At 31.7% G+C, this 18,092-nt stretch carries 14 protein-coding genes and 1 pseudogene; 1 reads left to right on the plus strand and 14 read right to left on the minus strand.

The window, feature by feature from the left end; genetic code table 11:
• Positions 1-41: 41 nt before the first annotated feature.
• The 4 genes and pseudogenes from THESIDRAFT1_RS13485 to THESIDRAFT1_RS05835 all read right to left on the minus strand — a co-directional run bounded on the left by THESIDRAFT1_RS13485 (position 42) and on the right by THESIDRAFT1_RS05835 (position 4,219).
• Positions 42-200: a hypothetical protein gene (locus THESIDRAFT1_RS13485; protein WP_157632012.1), complete on the minus strand. Its 159-nt coding sequence runs from the start codon at positions 198-200 to the stop codon at positions 42-44.
• A gap of 154 nt (positions 201-354) precedes the next feature.
• Entirely contained in the window at positions 355-2,040 is a 1,686-nt protein-coding gene (locus THESIDRAFT1_RS05825) for an ABC transporter ATP-binding protein (protein ID WP_006569825.1), read from the minus strand.
• A 395-nt stretch (positions 2,041-2,435) separates the two neighbouring features.
• Positions 2,436-3,437: pseudogene (locus THESIDRAFT1_RS05830) on the minus strand (MFS transporter); the annotation flags it as partial.
• A 77-nt stretch (positions 3,438-3,514) separates the two neighbouring features.
• Entirely contained in the window at positions 3,515-4,219 is a 705-nt protein-coding gene (locus tag THESIDRAFT1_RS05835; protein ID WP_003871196.1) for an ATP-binding cassette domain-containing protein, read from the minus strand.
• 203 nt (positions 4,220-4,422) lie between these two features.
• Between THESIDRAFT1_RS05835 and THESIDRAFT1_RS05840 the strand changes: the two genes are divergently transcribed.
• Positions 4,423-5,706, plus strand: coding sequence for a helix-turn-helix domain-containing protein (locus THESIDRAFT1_RS05840; protein ID WP_006569826.1), 1,284 nt, complete (start codon positions 4,423-4,425; stop codon positions 5,704-5,706).
• Positions 5,707-6,124: 418 nt separating this feature from the next.
• On the opposite strand, the gene THESIDRAFT1_RS13940 is transcribed toward THESIDRAFT1_RS05840, so the two are convergent.
• The 10 genes from THESIDRAFT1_RS13940 to dnaB form a co-directional block, all read right to left on the minus strand.
• A complete protein-coding gene (locus THESIDRAFT1_RS13940; RefSeq protein WP_244262778.1) occupies positions 6,125-6,871 on the minus strand; it encodes an ABC transporter ATP-binding protein in 747 nt (248 codons plus the stop codon).
• Positions 6,861-7,295: an ABC transporter transmembrane domain-containing protein gene (locus THESIDRAFT1_RS13945; RefSeq protein ID WP_157632013.1), complete on the minus strand. Its 435-nt coding sequence runs from the start codon at positions 7,293-7,295 to the stop codon at positions 6,861-6,863. Before THESIDRAFT1_RS13945 ends, THESIDRAFT1_RS13940 begins: the two co-directional genes overlap by 11 nt.
• 166 nt (positions 7,296-7,461) lie before the next feature.
• A complete protein-coding gene (locus THESIDRAFT1_RS05860; protein WP_004399565.1) occupies positions 7,462-7,791 on the minus strand; it encodes an ATP-binding cassette domain-containing protein in 330 nt (109 codons plus the stop codon).
• A gap of 459 nt (positions 7,792-8,250) precedes the next feature.
• Complete coding sequence (locus tag THESIDRAFT1_RS05865) at positions 8,251-9,978, minus strand: ABC transporter ATP-binding protein (RefSeq protein ID WP_006569827.1); 1,728 nt, start codon at positions 9,976-9,978, stop codon at positions 8,251-8,253.
• 369 nt (positions 9,979-10,347) lie between these two features.
• Positions 10,348-11,997 carry an ABC transporter ATP-binding protein gene (locus THESIDRAFT1_RS05870; RefSeq protein ID WP_006569828.1) on the minus strand — a complete coding sequence of 550 codons (1,650 nt, stop codon included), beginning with the start codon at positions 11,995-11,997 and terminating at the stop codon, positions 10,348-10,350.
• A gap of 30 nt (positions 11,998-12,027) precedes the next feature.
• The gene (locus THESIDRAFT1_RS05875) at positions 12,028-13,419 is read right to left on the minus strand and encodes a S41 family peptidase (protein WP_039929221.1); all 1,392 of its coding nucleotides are present in this window, start codon (positions 13,417-13,419) and stop codon (positions 12,028-12,030) included.
• Positions 13,420-13,772: 353 nt separating this feature from the next.
• Positions 13,773-15,107 (minus strand): radical SAM/SPASM domain-containing protein, encoded by a 1,335-nt coding sequence (locus THESIDRAFT1_RS05880; RefSeq protein WP_006569831.1) that lies wholly within the window; start codon positions 15,105-15,107, stop codon positions 13,773-13,775.
• Between the two features lie 253 nt (positions 15,108-15,360).
• Complete coding sequence (locus THESIDRAFT1_RS13380; RefSeq protein ID WP_003871591.1) at positions 15,361-15,534, minus strand: hypothetical protein; 174 nt, start codon at positions 15,532-15,534, stop codon at positions 15,361-15,363.
• Between the two features lie 504 nt (positions 15,535-16,038).
• Entirely contained in the window at positions 16,039-16,716 is a 678-nt protein-coding gene (locus tag THESIDRAFT1_RS05890) for a Crp/Fnr family transcriptional regulator (protein ID WP_006569832.1), read from the minus strand.
• A 36-nt stretch (positions 16,717-16,752) separates the two neighbouring features.
• The gene (gene dnaB, locus THESIDRAFT1_RS05895) at positions 16,753-18,081 is read right to left on the minus strand and encodes a replicative DNA helicase (protein WP_003871293.1); all 1,329 of its coding nucleotides are present in this window, start codon (positions 18,079-18,081) and stop codon (positions 16,753-16,755) included.
• Positions 18,082-18,092 lie beyond the last annotated feature (11 nt).

Below are 18,092 nucleotides of genomic sequence, written 5' to 3' on the forward strand. Positions count from 1 at the left end.
GTTTTTTTACTCATGAAAAATGGATTAAAAAAATACACCTCTCATGGAGCGTTTACTTTGATAGTAACAACTTCTGTTAGCCTTTGTAATCCAGCATATCCTACACCCAAAATAAAGAGAAATATTGGCCATCTTTGTCGAATAGAAACCTTCAAATATGTAAAGATAGTATATCCCCCATTAAATTTCAAAACACACATTTTATTTTCTTCTAAATTTTCTTTTTTACTTATTCTATTTCCTATATTATAAAAAATAAAGAAAACAATTTTAACCCGATTTAAATCGGGGTTGGATGTAAAAAAATGGATATGCGCATAAAAAAATAAGCCCACATAAAAGGGGTTATTTAAACTAGCTTACCACTGATAAAACTACACTCGCAGGTGTGAAAATCTCATCAAAAGTACCTATTTTTATTACTTCTCCATCCTCTACAAAAATTATCTTGTCATATTTTCTCAACACCTCTTCAGAAGTATTATGAGTAATTACCAATGCTGTCAAACCTTCTATGCTTAAAATAGAATCTTCTATGCTGGAGGCTGTCTTTTTATCCAGTGAAGAAGTAGGTTCATCTGAAACCAAAATAGGTGTGCCCTTAATTAGTGCCCTCGCAATACTTATTCTCTGCCTTTCTCCACCTGATAAATTGCTTCCTTTCTCTCCTACTTCAGTGTTTTCTTTTTCAGGTAGTTTCTCTATAAATTCCTTTAAACCAGAGAGAGAAATTGCTCTCTCTATAATTTTTTCATCATACTCTTTAAAAAGAGTTATATTGTTTTTTATACTAGTATCAAACATAAACACATTTTGATGTATTACAGATATTAAATTATTGTACAAATCTTCTGTTATTATCTTCCTTATATCTATACCGTCAATTAAGATTTTACCCTCAAAATTGTTATAGTATTTCAAAAGAAGTTTTAGTATTGTAGATTTTCCGCTGCCACTTGGACCAATAATTGCACATTTTTCTCCTCTTTTTACTGTAAAAGATACATTCTTTAAAACTGGTTCTTTTCTGCTATCATAAGAAAAACTAACATTGTCAAACACTATTGCATCATTAAAGTCTTCCTTTGAAACAAATTCCTCTTTTCCGTCTTTCTTGTCCTGCATAATATCTATTATTTTCTGCTGTATTGACTCTGTTCCTTTTAAAGCATTTACTTTTTCTATAATTCCTATCATCGGATTTACAATGTTATTCATCAATTGTACTGCAGCTATCATCAATCCCGGTTCTATAACATGCTTTATCACAAGATAGGCTCCAACGCCCAGTGAAACAAAAAACATTAAAGATCCAAAAAATTCCGTCAAAGCATTTGCTAAAGCAAGTATTTTTTCAAAGAAAAATCTAGTGTCTTCTACTTTTTTGTTGTATTTCTGATACTGTTTCTCCACCAATTTTTCCACATTAAAACTTTTGACTATTTCAAAGCCAGACAATATGTCATTTGTCTGCACTGTCAAATCAGATAAACTATCAGAAAAATCTTTTTTAGCTTTACTTATTTTCTCCCTAAAAAGATAAGGAATAACTATGAGAAAAATACTTATGACAAAAACTCCTACAGCAATGTAAACATTTAATTTAAAAATCGCCACAGTAGCGATTATAAAAGAAAATATTTGCTCTAACATTATCAGTATATTCTTAAAATAATCCTGTTCAAGTATTGTGATATCATTATTCAAAGTAGAAATATACGCAGCACTATTGCCCTTTTGAAACTGGTTTATTTCTCTATTTATGACTTTAGAAAATATGTCATTTTTTAAATTGTAAAGCATTTGTCTTACATAGTTCGCCCTTAAAACTCTCAAAAAATACCATACAATGAGTACTCCAATTAAATACAATACAAAAATTATACTGGTTCCATAAAGGCTTTCCATATTATATTGTACAGCTGCATCTACAAAACTTCCCAAAATAAATGCCACCATAACAGTTAATATACTTTCTGCCAATGTGAAAATTATATTTGCTGTAAGTAGTAACTTATGCTTAAAAAAATACTCCCTCATTCTCTCACCTCCCTAAAGCCTCTACTAATACAAATCCCATTTCAACTCCTAAAAACAGACCACCCATGAAATGTCCAAGAAGTATCCTAAACCTGTACCAATAAATAAGCATCCTACAAAAATTTTGCCTTTCTTTATAAATCCCAAAGTATCCCCCCTATTTTTCTTAAACTAATCAACACTAATCTTAAATAATACAAATTTAAAATTAATTTTTTTTATTTTTGTTGCTTTAATAATAACATTATTTAAATTTCCAGTAAAATTTATTAAATCACGAAAAACGGCCTTTATTTCGCATTTAATGAATTTGGCTTATGAATTCTCTAAATTTTAAAGTTTTATTCCTTTTTTCTGTGTAAATTAAAAAAAGCATAGAGTAAAAGCTCTGCAGTTTACTCTATGCTTACTTCTTTTTCCAATACCATTGCCTTTTTAAAGGGTATGCTGGAAATTAAAGCAGTAATCAAAGATAAGAAAAGTGCAGCATTAAGGCCCATTCTGTCACTTAAGATTCCAAATAAATAAGTGCATAGAATTGTCGAAACACTAATAAACAGACTGTATATTGATATAATCGTAGCACGCTCTGAAGATGGTATTAATTTATTAAAATATGGCATAAAAATTGGTGTATGAGCTGAATATATCACTGTATAAATAATATAAGGTATAAATGAATAGCTTGGAATTACATACATCATAAATATAAACAATGCCGAGATAATACTTATAATCATTAATGTCCGAAGTAACCCGCCAAATTTTTCAGCTATTCTGTCAGCATAGCGTGGGACAATAATGCTAAGTATCATGGTTAACGCTAATATGACTCCAAACCATTCTACAGGTATACCTGCTTTTTCAAAATAGGGCTGCCACAACATTGACAAAATTCCCGAAGAAAAAAAGAAGAAAAATGCTCCAATTGTAATAGATAATAAAATCCGATGCTTAAATAGATATCCAGTTCCTTTAGAAATTTTACTAAAATATTCTCTATAACTGTATTCTACCTCTTTTTTCTGTGATTTATCTTTTTTGCCTGTTAAAAATACGTAAATAAAAACCAGAAAAATTCCTATACCTTCTATTAGCCAAATTTCTCTGAAGATGTTATAGCGTACTAAAATACTCCCTCCTAAAAAACCCATTGTGCTTCCCAAGTAATTATAACTTGTAAGACGTCCCCAGTATTTTGTAAGGTCTACGTCTTTTTCACTAAAAAGAATCGAATCAGCAAACCAAGATTCAAAGGCCCCAGAGTTGAGGGTAGCTCCAACCCCTGATAAAAAATAGAGAAATAATAAAACTGCAAAAGAGGTATTAAAGTATATACCGATAGAAGTCAAACTGCCAATCAACAAAGATAAAAGAACAGAAAATTTTCGACTATATGTATCCGCAAGAGCTTAAAAACAGACAGGTCCCTGTCCCCTTGTCTTTTGAACAATGTTTTACTGTGGGTGTTTCTTTACACCACAAATATTCCTTCTTCCCTCACTGGCTCCTCTACTTTATCCAACTTCTCTATATTAAATAAACTGTAAAAATATCCTTTCCTATCTAATAGCTCATCAAATTTCCCACTCTCTATTACTTTCCCATCTTTTAATACTATTATCTCATCATATTTCTTCAGTAACTCACTCCATAATCTGTGTGTCACTACTATTGCTGTTATATCTTTCATCTCCAATATCGTTTTCTCTATTAAATAGGCTGTCTCATTGTCTAACGCTGCTGTCGCCTCATCTAACGCCAAAATCGATGCATTTGTTATTATTGACCTGGCTACCGCTATCCTCTGCCTCTCCCCTCCTGATAATAATTTACCTCCTTCCCCTACATCACTGTATATCCCCTCTGGCAATTTCTCTAACAATGGCCCTAACCCCGCTATCTTTGCTGCTCTTATTACTTCTTCATCTGTGTATTTGTCATTAAAAAGAGTTATGTTGTCTTTTACTGTGCCGTCAAATATGAATACATTTTGATGTAATAACGTAATTATTTTGAACAAGTCTTTCTTATCTATTTGCCTTAATTCAATCCCATCTAATAATATCTTCCCTTCATAGTTTTCATATTGTTTTAACAATAATTTCAGTATAGTCGATTTTCCTGCCCCACTTGTTCCTACTAAAGCGTATTTTCCACCTTTTTTGATTGCAGACAAAGGGACAGGGACTTGTCTTTTGTCTAAATTCTTTCATCTAAATAAATGAAGATATTTAGAAGTAAAATATGGAAATTTTCAAACAAAGAGAACCGTCCCTGCCGTTTGTTTACTCGTCAATTTTGTGTATTCCATTTTATGGCCATAAATGCTATAATTATAAAAAACACTTAAACATTTTCATCCCCTCTGGTGGTGAAATTATGCTCTCTTCTATAGGCGATAAAATTAAAGCTTTGAGACTACAAAAAAATCTCTCACAAAGTGAATTGTGTGGAAATTTTATGAGTAGAGTGGTCTTGAGCAGAATTGAAAACGGGAAAGCACTCCCCTCATTAGAACAGTTAGCTTACCTCGCCGAAAAATTAGAAGTACCTGTAAGTTATTTCTTTAGTGATTCTACAGGAGAAAAATACATACTTTTTGAGAAAAATTCGTCTTTACTTAAAGACTTGTTTTTAGCCAAAGATTATTACGAAATTATTAAATGGTCCGAGGAAAATCACAATGCTTTTTGTGAAGTAGAAGATTCTAATAAATACTACTATCTTGGCATGTCTTATTTTTACTCCAATATCTTTGATAAAGCTTTAAAAATTTTGAAAAAATATATAAATGCTTTTACTAAATCAAGCACAGACTTTAAAAGGGAAAATATAGAAAAATTTTCTGATGCCTTAAACTCTCTTTTTAAAATAATGCTTAAAAATAAAAACTATGAAAAGGGAATTCATTACTTAGAGCTTGCAAGAAAGTATCTTTATCAATTTAATGCCTTGAGTTTACCTGTAAGTTTTGCAATACATAATAATTTAGCTTACACTTACCTCAAAACGTGTCAATTCCAAAAAATAGTAATTATATTGGAAAATTTCATTAATTACAATAATGATATTATAAGCCTTAAAATTATGCCAGATATATATACTTCTCTAAATATCGCCTATTACAACTTAGGAAATTATGAAAAAGCCCTTTACTATATAAAAAAAGCGATACTTTTATTTGAGTTTCAGGGCGATCATTTAGAAGCTGGAAAATGCTACCTGAACTATATAAATACCTTAAGGCACAGTAGCAAATTTAAAGAAGCCTTTGAAGTGCTTGAAAAAGCTAAGAATGATTACAAAGATGACGCTGAACTTTATCACAAGTTTAAAATTCAAGAGATGATTCTTTATTTTAATATCGGTATGTATGAAAAAGTTATTGAACTTTCAGAAAGCATTAATACTTCTTTACTCAGCATGAGAGGGAAAAAAGAGCTCGCTTTCATATTAGGTCATATAAAATACTTGAATAAAGAATTTGAGGAGGCTTATAGATTTCTTAAAAAATGCGAAAAATATTTTGCTGAAGAGATTTTTTACAATGACCTATCTGTTATCTATGAAGACTTATACGCAATTACAGGTGATGTTAATTATAGAGAAAAAGTATTGGCAGTAAAAAATAAATCAGGTAGGAAAAATGTAATTATAAAATAAGCAAATGTCCTGTATAGCAAAAAGCAGGAACCCTCCTCATAATAATGAGTTCCTCCTTTATATGAATCTCCTTATGGAAAAAACAGAGTATTATTTAGCTTTTACTAAATACCTTGAACATTTAAGAAAGCATATTTATACCACTAATATTATAGAAAGTAATATTATAGAAAGTGTCAATAGCCTGATCGAGAAAACCCGCATAAAAACAGGTGAATATTTCAATTCCGCTGAGGCCTTGAAATTAATATTTATCTCCAGAGAAAAAATTTAAAACAGACAAAAGTGAAAAAGCCGGTTCCAATGACAAATGGCCATATCTATGAAATACAACAACTTTTCCAGTTACGTTACTTTAACCAGACACAAAATTCTTGACAAATCTCCGAGTATACACCTAGATTAAGAGGCCCTCAATCTATACCACAAATATTCCCCCTTCTTTCACTGGTTCCTCTACCTTATCCAGCTTCTCTATGTTAAATAAACTGTAAAAGTATCCTTTCCTCTCTATTAAATCGTCAAACTTGCCCCTCTCTACAATCCTACCATCTCTTAATACTATTATCTCATCATATTTCTTTAGTAGCTCACTCCACAACCTGTGTGTCACCACTATCGCCGTTATGTCCATCTCCAGTATCGTCTTCTCTATTAAATATGCCGTTTCATTGTCCAGTGCCGCTGTTGCCTCATCCAGTGCTAGTATTGACGCATTTGTTATTATTGACCTCGCTATCGCTATCCTCTGCCTCTCCCCTCCTGATAGAAGTTTTCCCCCTTCTCCTACATCGCTTAATATGCCCTCTGGCAATTTCTCTAACAATGGCCCTAATCCTGCTGTCTTCGCTGCTCTTATTACTTCTTCATCTGTGTATTTGTCATTAAATAGGGTTATGTTATCCTTTACTGTCCCGTCAAATATGAATACGTTCTGATGTAATAGCGTAATTATTTTGAATAAGTCTTTCTTGTCTATTCTCCTTAATTCTATCCCATCCAGTTTTATTTCTCCTTCATAGTTTTCATATTGTTTTAACAATAACTTGAGTATTGTGGATTTCCCTGCTCCACTCGTCCCTACTAATGCGTACTTTCCTCCTTTTTTGATTGTAAAGTTTATGTTTTTAAGAGCTTTTGTATCTCCCGTATAGCTAAAAGACACGTTTTTGAATTCTATTGAGTACTGCACTACCTAAAAGTCTAAAGAAATTATTAAAATAATCCTCTTCTACAATCTTTACATCATTTGAAATAATTGAAATGTACTTCCTTGTATTAACTTCATTAAAATGTTCCACATCCTTTTTAATGATTGCTCTAAATAACCTGTCTTTTAGGTATATCAAAGTTTTTTTCATGTAATGAAATCGAGTTGTTCTATTTAACCATCCAACTACTGCTTCCAATATGGTAAACATTACTGCGAATTTGACAACAGAATAAAATTTCACCAAATCACGTGTAGTTGCTACATCTATGAGTTTTTTATAAATAAAAGCAAAGTAAATATTTATCAATACAGAAGCTACTAAGAAAAATACTGCAAGCACAAACTCTTTTTTGTACTTGAATAAAAATTCTCTCATACAGGTCTTTCTCTCCTTTTATATAATAGTTGACAATTTGTTTGTTTTCCCTTTACTTTCCCTTCTCTTGCCCATATAATATCTGGTAAGTGAAACAATTTCAACCCGAATTGATTCTGGGTGGTGTGTTAAAAAATTGAAATATATAGAAAAAAGTTATAGTTTACTATAAAATAGAAACATTGCTATTTTTAGTTTCTATAAGTTGCTCCTTAATAATTTCTCTGTAGATAGGACATGAACTGGGCAATTCTTCATGAGCTCCATTAGCGACAATTTTCCCTTTATCGAGCACATAAATTTCCTTGCACTGGAGAACTGTTGATAACCTATGGGAAATCACAATTAAATTTTGGACAATAGTTTTTATGTTTTTAAATATCATACTTTCTGTTTCAGTATCAACCCCTGATAAAGCTTCATCTAATACTAATAATGTTGGCTTCCTTAAAATTGCCCGCGCTAATGCTAAACGCTGCTTTTCCCCAGTAGACAAATAAAATCAAATCTATTTGCTCTTCTCATATATACACATGTTTTTTATATATGGCACTTCTATGCTACTTAAAATCAATCAAATTTAAAATTATATAAATTCTGAATTAATTTTTTAAATTTATCTGCACTAATAATAACATTATTTAAATTTATAATAAAACTTATTAAAGTATCAAAAAACGCTTTTATCTTTCATTTAATCAATTTAACTCTCAATCCCTTTAATTCCCTCAATTTTTCTTTGTTTATCTGCATAAAATAAAAAGCAGAAAGTAAAATTTTATATTCTGCCCTTCTGCTAACTATATAACTATGGCTCTTCTTCTCTTCAATTGCACATCTTTCATATTTCCAGAAAATACACCAATCTAGATCTCTTACAGCCTATATTAGTGCACCTTTTAAACTATAAATATCTCTCTTTTTCGTTTCTCTGGTATTTCACACAAATTCTTTTTCATACAGTTTCTTCTACAGTCTCAATCTCTTCTTTCTCATCAATCCCATAATTATACATATAATAGAAATACCCTCTCTTCTCTAATAGCTCATCCAATGTGCCTCTTTCAATGATTTCTCCATCTCTCATTACAAATATTTCATCATACCTTTTAAGTATCTCTGGGTCTAACTTATGGGTTACAGCAAGCACTGTCGCATCTAAATTTATAAGCGTCCTCTCTATATCGCTCGCTGTAACTTTGTCTAAAGCTGCTGTAGCCTCATCTATCAGCAGTACTTCCGCTTTCTTGATTAGTGCTCTTGCAATTGCTATCCTCTGTCTCTCTCCTCCTGATAGCTCTACTTCCCCTTCTCCTACTATTGTATCGAGTCCTTTGGGAAGTTTCTCAACAACCTGAACTAAACCAGATTGTCTCAATGCTTCAATGAGTTCCTCTTCCCCACATTCACTGTAAAGGCAAATGTTATTCTTTAATGTGTCGCTAAACATAAAGACATTCTGCTGTATAATGCTAACTTTCCTGTAATAGGAGGCAGGGTCAAATTCTCTTATGTCTACTCCGTCAATGAGCACTTGCCCCTCATAATCTGTAATGTGATTTAATAGCACTCTGAGCAGTGTGGTCTTTCCACACCCACTTTCTCCAACTAATGTATACTTTTTGCCTTTATCAAGCTTTATGTTTATGTTTGACAAAGCATTCCTCTTCCCATCGTAAGAAAAGATTAGGTTTTTGATTTCTATAGAATTTTTAAATTCAAAAGGTTTATCTCCCTGTGAAACTTTCTCCTTGCTTACATCTATTATTTCTTTTTGGATTTTATCTGCTATTTTTTCAACAGATTTTATCTTTGTAGCATATACAGATGCAGAAATTAAAGGATTTACTATGTAGTTCATAAGCTGTACAGCGGCAATCATAGAACCTACTGTGATATAACCTCTTAAGACCAAATATGTGGCTACGAGAATATTTACAAAAAACATCGCAAATCCTGACACAATAGACAAAGCTCCTTGAAATCCTTGAAATGCATCGGATTTATACCCTGCCATTTCTGCATCTTTGTTATCTTTTGATGCCATATTGAGGATTTTGCTCTCTATGTTAAAAGCTTTTATTACTTCAAATCCCTGAGCCATCTCTTTTATCCTGTTGGTAAACCTCTCAAGTTTTTTAAGGTACTGTCCTTTTAGCTCTTGATTTATTTTTGTGAAAAGCTGAGGTACAATCACTGGAACCCAGCCAAAAATGAAAATGACTATAGTGAGATAAACGTTTATTCGAAGTATTAGATATAAAGACACGATAAATAGTAAAACGTCTTCCATAATGTTAATGAGACTTGTTAAGTAATTACTCTCTATCATTCTCACATCATTGCTAAGTAAAGATATCAATTCTGAACTTGTAATTTTTCTTCTTCTAGAATTTATGAAACTTTCTATGATGGATTGTTTGTAGTCTATTAATACTTTCTTGTTAAAAGCTGCTGAAGCTGCCTTTGACAAAGTTTCAGCTGTAAATACTGCTATTAAAAACCCTACTGAATACCATATTAAGGCAGAAATACTGTAATTTAAATTTCCAACTGATGTGTCAACAATTATTTTAAAAAGTATCGCCTGCAGGGCTTTAAGGGCTGATACAAAAATTACAAGTATAGCGTTTACCAGAATTAAAAACTTATACTTTAAGATGTATTTCTTTATCGTCTCCATTTATATAACCTCCCTGGAATAAAGTTGCAATATCAAATTAAACTTTCCCCTTTAAATTAAGACAATTCGTTTTTTATACAAGCTGAAATTGCGCCATATATGTCAGTATCCCAAACAAAAAAGTGAATATCATCAATAAAGCCACAACTTTTTCAATTTTATCCTAACATTCTTATCTCTCCCAGTAAAATAGCAAAAATGTCTATAAACTTTCCTGATATTTCATTTTGGTGAACTTATCCATACTTTCCTCCATTTTTCTCATTTTTTCATATATCGCCAGTGAAAAATTTTAATTTTGTAACTGTAAGTTACAATTTCAGCTACAACCCAAATGTAAAAGCCATTTATACTTATATTGACGTCTTCTTACACCAAACATTCCACCTTTTTAGAAATTCTATTTAAATCTATCACTTCATCCGCTATATTTAAAAACTCTTGATTATGAGTAACAATTAAAATTATTTTTTCCTTCTTGAGTGCTGTTAGCATAGATTTTAATTTCTCAATACTAACAACATCTAAGGCAGACGTGGGCTCATCTAACACTATAACATCTGGATCTTTTAAAAATGTCCTGGCAATCGCTATCTTTAATTTTTCTCCTCCTGAAATGTTGCTGGAGGCTTCATTTAGTTTTGTATTCAATCCTTCATGAAATTTATCTATATTTACATTTAAATCTTTTAGCAGTTTATCAATAGTTTTATAATCGTAAACCTCCACCCCATATATTAAGTTATTGATAATTGTGTCATTAACTAATTTTGGTTCCTGTTCAGTAACTCCAATAATTTTCCTTCTTATGTAATACATGTCTAGTTCCTTAAGTTCTATTGAATTGTAATATATCTCACCTGAATAGTAATTTACCAAAATACCAAGGATTACATTGATGAGAGTACTTTTGCCAGCTCCATTATCTCCAACAATGCAGTATATCTTTCCTTTTTTAAATTCATAATTGAAATCGTGTATAATTTTCTTAGAATTGTCATAAGCAAAGGAAACATTTCTAAGCTCAATAGTGTCTATCCCTTCTAATCTGATAGTACCATTTATCTCTTGGTGCTCATCTAATATTTGTCTTAATCTGTCATAGGAAACTAAAGCATCCTGATATGATTTACCCAAGTTTAAAAAATATCCAACACTTCCTATCATCATTGAAAAATAACTACTAATTATCGTAAAATCTCCTATTGTCAAATTACCATTTATTATTTCCATTCCGCCAACAAAAAATATTATTACCCTTGCAATAGTAGTCACCATTGAATTGCTGCTATTAAAAAGATAAGAAACTTTTGTATACCTTAGTAATGAATTAAACATTTTTTCAAATGCGCTATTTAATCTTTCTGTTTCTTCCTTAAAAGTGGCATTTAGTTTTATAACTTTTACATTTTGCAAATTATCATTCATTTTTGAAAAAAATTCGTTCTGTTTTTCTTTTAATTCATAGCCTCGTATATATAGAGGTTTTCTAAACACAAAGTAAAGAAATATATATAAGGGAATTAAAGCCATTAATTCTAAAGTTAATTTGGCATTTATTCTCATGGAAATATAAGCCAAGAAAATAATAGTTAAAGCATTAGTAAGAATATCTAGCATATTGGCTAATACAAAAGAAACTACAGTATTGCTGTCAGAGTTTATTCTTTGATTTAGATATGCACTGTCTACTCCTTTAAAGTAAAGAATAGGCAATTTAGTTACATGGTCCAATACGTAAAAGTTTAAGTCTGTCATTGATTTGGTCTGAATTTTAACATAGGTATAGCTCACTATAAAAGAAGTGAATATAGTGGTTATGCCAATTAATATTATCTTTACTGTAAAATCGTAAATTACTTTGAAATCTTTACTTTGCAATAGAAGGTCAATATAATTACCTGTAATGTAAGGCACTATAATTGACATAAGCCAACCAATGATACTAAAAATCAGAAATACTATCAGGGAACCTTTGTACCTAAATATAAATTTTTTAACAAAGTTAAATATTTTCATATTGATCAACTCTCTTGCATTTTTTAGAAATTACTTCTCTTTTCCTAAAGATTTAATTAATTCAACTGTCTTTTGCTTCAATATTTCTGCTCTTACTTCTGGATAGCCAGCATTTGTATCTGGAACATCTAATTCTATGTCCGGTTTCACACCTTCTATAAAAAATGAACCCTCGTCTCGGTTTAAAATTGTGCCGGCTTCAAATCTCACAATCAATCCACTGTTGGGAAGTCTCATATATGAGGTAAGTGAACCATGGCCTAAAGTATTTCTTCCCACTAATGTAGCAAAACCTGTTTCTTTACAAAACTTGGCAAATTCTGTGGCTGCAGAAAAAGTCGCTCTGTCTATTATTAGAAATATCTTCCCTTTGAAATTTACATATTCATTTGATTTGAAAAACTTTTCTATATACTTTTCCTCTTGTTTAAATAGGTTTTCTTTAAATTCATAGATTGTAAAATCTTTTTTCATCTCTTCTGAAAGTTTATCGTATATAGGACTCTCTCTGAATTTATCTTCGTCATAAAATATTACACATCTCCCGAAATTTTTTTGCGTATAATTCCCCTTTCGCGATAAATAAAAATATGTATTTTTATCCTCATTTTCTAAATATTCCAATTTTAAATATTCCAAACCTCTTTCTCCTATCAGTGGAGCTACTATAGCATCTATCCAGTATTCTGAAGAACCTCCTACATTTCCACTAATGTCTATAATTAAATAAGGATAATCTTTGATAGTTTTTAAAAAGTTGTATATTTCTTTTTTCTCTTCCCGATAATTTTTACTGTTCTGATCTTTATCTATCAAAAAAGAATTAACTCTTAAATACGCTATTTTATCCTCTTCTAAAATTTCTGTTTTTATATTTTTCTGTCCTCTCCTCATTTGAACAAAAAAGCTACTATTATAATTGGGATTTACACTTCCTAGCAATTCACTCCATTTTTCATAATTTTTCTTGGAATCTTTAAATATTTTTATAAAAGGCTTTAATTCAACAAAATCTCTTATCGCTTCATCTTCGATTAACTTTAAAAAATAATTAAAATAGCTAGGACTTGCTACATAAAGGTGCCCATCATGCAATTTCCCTAAAATTTCATTTAATTTATTATAAAACTCAATATTATTCCTTGTATTTTTTATCTCTTCTATAAACTCTTCCTTATGGGCTAGCCAGTCGTAGCCGTACATTTTCTTTACTTCATAAAAATGTGCATAATTATCTTTCAAAATCTCATACATATACTCAAAATCTTCTATTTTCTCTTTCTCTCTTAATTCCTTTAATTCCTTTGATCTAAATAGAGTGTTTGAAGTATATATGCCTGTAAAAAATCCTATTGAAAATGCCACTAAAAACAGTGATATAAAAACAAAGATTGATAATCCCTTCTTCAAAACTAACCACATCTCCTCACATATTATTTAGGAAATAACGCTCGCTAGTCTAATAGCATAGTATTAGACTAGCGAGTGCAGAAAATTATATCTGCTATTTCATATATGGTTCCATTCTACTGCCACCTCTGCACATACATGTCCAATCTCCACAATAGGAAGCACAAAGCGTTGAATTATCTTTACATACGCATATTTCTGGTATATGAACGTTGCAGACCATGATAAGACAATCACATATACTGTTACTCATAGAATTATATCCTTCTATTAAATATTCCATTTCCTCCTACCCCCCTTTCTTTTTATTTTTATATAGAATGTGCGCACATTCTAATCAAAATTAATACCCTAAAACATCAAATTCACATTGGTTTAAACCCTTTCTTGTTTTTCTCTAATAGCTCTTTTGCTATATCCTTCAAATATTCTTCTAAAACATACTTATAATCTCCACATCTTTCTGTCATTCTTTCTATTCTTCTCCTTGGACACCCTCCCATACAAATTGGCAGTAGTTTGCAATCAGTACACATCTCGTCCATTGTAGGGTCATAAAGAAGATATTCCATATACTTATCAACATTTAAAGAAACTAAGGATGTGTCGTTTAATATATTTCCTACCCTATACTCTTCTATCCCTATATCAGACCAGCACTTGTATATGTATCCCTCCGGGTCTATCACCATTGAATTTACACTATCTGCTCCACAAAAATTGTATTTTAAATAGGGATACTTATGCATCAAATTATTTGAAAAACCTCTTTTTTTTAACACTTTTTCAAACATATAAGTAACCTTAGAATATTCATGCATAGATAGGCACTTATTTGGTACATAACAATCATTTGTAGGTTCTACATATCCCAAATAAACACTAAGTTTATTTTTCAATCCTCTTCTTTCCAACCCATCTAATATTTCATTAACTCTGTTTACGTTTTCTTTGTCTACGTTTATCCTTAAAGAAATATTTGGCATTATATCAATATTTTCTTCTATGTTAGTTAGTATCTTTTCAAAAGTTCCCTGCCCACTTTTTAAAGGACGTCTTTTATCGTGTACATCCTGGGGACCATCCAATGTTATTTGTATAAATGATAATCGCAGGTTCTTAAATTGTTCCACTACTTCCCTTGTCAAGTTATATCCATTTGTTATAATAGATGCTCCATACATAACTTCATTTTCATCACAGAGCTTTATAATTTTTTCTGACATATCTTTGACAATGTCAAAAGCTAATAAAGGTTCCCCTCCATACCAAGTAATATTTACACTCTGCAAATACTTTATCTGCCGCTTTATATATTCAACTATTTTATCTTGTACTTCTTCACTCATAAATACATTTTTCTGACTATCCTTTTCATAACAATATACACAGGCAAAATTACACCCTAGTGTAGGTGCAATAGTTAAACCCAAATTTTTGTCATTAAATCTACTCCGCCAGAGATTGAAACGTAACAACTGGAGTTCATCAACATTGTCATCTATGAGAAATTGCCCTTTTTTCAAGTCCTCTATTAATTTACTGTCATCAATTGGAATGCCTTTTTCCACATAATTTTTATACTTATCGTAATTATTTTTTTCCATTAAGGCTAAAGCTCCTGTTCTTGAATTATAAGCTACTATTTTCTCCGGCTCTTCAGGAAAGTCAAAGAAAAAGTTATATCTAGACGGTTTCATTTTCTTTCTCCCCTTAAAGAATTTTTATGCTGAGCCCATCTCAAAAACTTTTTACATAAAAGTTTTAAGATGTGCCTTCAGCCTGCCTGAAATCTATTTTTGCTTTGCATCTTTTTTATTTATAATAGATTGGGGAAAATTCAAAAGCTTTCATCTAAGCCGTTCTATAGATATCTTTTTATCCTTCTTGAGTTTTTATCTTCTACGGTATGTAAGCATTGGATATTAAAAATATTTTTCAATTTCTAAGCTTCTATCCACCCCATGGATTATTTATATCTCCATGTACCCTTGGTTCTCTTTCTTCTGCTAACATGTATTGTTGCATTACTTTTTTATCATTTATATAGGAGGGCTTTACGTTAATGTACGTCACTATCCCAAGTAAAAAAGCTACTAATGCCAATAAAGCTATAGCTTTCTTCAATTTTCTTCACCTCCCAAATTTTCTTTCAATTTTATCCTACCATTCTTACCTCTTTCCAGTAAAATGGCAAAAATGCTTATAAGCCCTCCCAATATTTCGTTTTGGCGAAGTTATCTATATTTTCCTTTCTTTTTCTCTTTTTTTCATATATCGCCAGTGAAAAATTTTAATTTTGTAACTGGAAGTTACAATAGGCTAAATTTGTAAAAATGTCTTCAAAGGCAGTAAAATAAAGCTTTTCAGAGCTTAATAAGTGATGTTTAAAGTTAATTATCTGAAAATTTAAACTTTATATGTTTATTTTGATTTCTTATGTATCCCTTTTTGTGGCTATAAACGTTATAATTACAAAACTTTCAATGCTTTTGTTTCCGCCGTTGATGAAATGATGTCTTCTAATAGGCAATAAAACAAAAAGCTCCCCATCTTCTGGAGAGCTTTTTGTTTCCGGACAACAAGAACCGTCCCCGGTGTCTATGGTATAACCCACTTGAGGCGAAATTTTTACAACATTTCTCTTAATCTCTCTATATCTTTTATTATTACCTTATTTCTATTTAATTTAATAATCCCTTCTTTATCCATTTGGCTTAGAACTCTTGTTACAGTTTCTCTAGATATACCTATTATGTTAGCGAGGTCCTGCCTGTTTAAATTTAGATTTAGCAAAATCCCTTCTTTAACATTTACTCCTCTTTCCTTAGCAAAGGTCAAAAGCACGGAGGCAGTCCTTCCTATTGAATCTCTTAAAGCAAGGTTCTCTATTATATATGACACATTTTTTAATCTTTTCGCCATAAGTTTAATAATGCTTAAGGCTATTTCGCTGTTTTTTAGTATCAAGTTTTCTATGTCTTGATTTTTAAGCATAATCACTTCGGAGTCCTCTATAGCCTCTGCAGTTGCAGGATATTCTCCACCGGCAAATAGAATAGACTCAGCAAATATGTCCCCTTTTTCCATTATTTTAATAATGTACTCTTTCCCGATAGAAGATGTTTTTGATATTTTAACTTTGCCGGATTTTACAAAATATATAGCTTCTCCCTTTTCCCCCTCCATGAAAATAATAGACCCTTTTTTAAAAAAGTTGATAGTTGAAATTTTATGTATCTCTTCAAGGGATTTGTCCTCCAGTTCATTAAAATAAGGGACTTTTTTAAGGTAATCAAAATGAGCCATAATGACTTTCATCCCTTCTTAAAAGCAAACTAAAGATTATTCCGTTCTATATTTATCAAGACTTACAAATTTTGTATACTGTGCAAGCCATAAAAGTTCAACTGTACCTGTGGGTCCATTTCTGTGCTTTGCAATTATAACTTCTGCTATGTTTTTCTTTTCAGAATCTTTATGATAGTAATCATCTCTGTACAAAAACATTACTATGTCAGCGTCCTGCTCTATTGCTCCAGATTCTCTCAAATCGCTCAAAATAGGTCTGTGGTCTGACCTAGACTCAGGTGCGCGGGAAAGCTGTGAAAGGGTAATTACAGGAACATTGAGTTCTCTTGCTAAACTTTTAAGAGACCTCGATATTTCTGAAATTTCTTGCTGCCTGTTTTCTGCCCTTCCTCTTCCCTGCATAAGCTGCAGATAATCTATCATCACCAAGCCCAATCCTTTTTCCAGTTTAAGGCGCCGGCACTTTGCTCTTATGTCCATTACGCCAATTCCAGGAGTGTCGTCAATGTAAATAGGAGCTTTAGAAAGAGGAGTCATCGCAGCCGCCAGTTTCATCCAGTCGTCTTCATCAAGATTTCCTGTCCTAAGCTTTTGGCTATCTATATTGGCAGTAGAACAGATAAGCCTGTTTACCAACTGCTCTTTTGACATCTCTAAGCTAAATATGGCAACAGGAAGGCCTGTCAAAAGAGCTGCATTTTGAGCAATATTTAAAGCAAAAGAGGTTTTTCCCATTGAAGGTCTTGCTGCGACTAATATAAAGTCAGAGGGCTGAAAGCCGGCAGTTTTTAAGTCAAGGTCAGGAAAGCCAGAGGGAATTCCCGTAAGCTGTCCTTTGTTTTTGTAAAGTTCTTCTATTTTATAAAAGGTATTCATTAACACGTCTTTTATAGGTGAAAAATTAGTAGTGTTTCTTCCTTGAGCTATATCAAATATTTTTTGTTCTGCTATGTCAAGGACAGTTTCTACGTCATCCCCTTCGTAACTTAACTCCATAATCTCTGAAGAGGCCTCAATGAGCCTTCTCAATGTGGCCTTTTCTTTTATAAGCTTTGCATAGTAAGATACGTTAGCAGTGGTAATAACATTGGAAGACAGGCTTGCTATATAATCAATTCCGCCAACAGCCTCCAGCATGTTTCGCTTTCTAAGTTCATCAACTACTGTCACAAGGTCAACGGGGATGTCTTTTTCAAACATCTCCATCATTACATCGAATAATTTTTTGTGGGATTCTTTATAAAAGTCGTCGGCTTTTATTATTTCAGAAACGTCTATTATAGCATCCCTAGATAAAAGCATTGACCCTAAGACGGATTGTTCAGCTTCTATGTTTTGGGGAGGGATTTTGCTCCACTCCATCCTTATTCCCC

Source organism: Thermoanaerobacter siderophilus SR4, assembly GCF_000262445.1.
Taxonomy (GTDB): domain Bacteria; phylum Bacillota; class Thermoanaerobacteria; order Thermoanaerobacterales; family Thermoanaerobacteraceae; genus Thermoanaerobacter; species Thermoanaerobacter ethanolicus.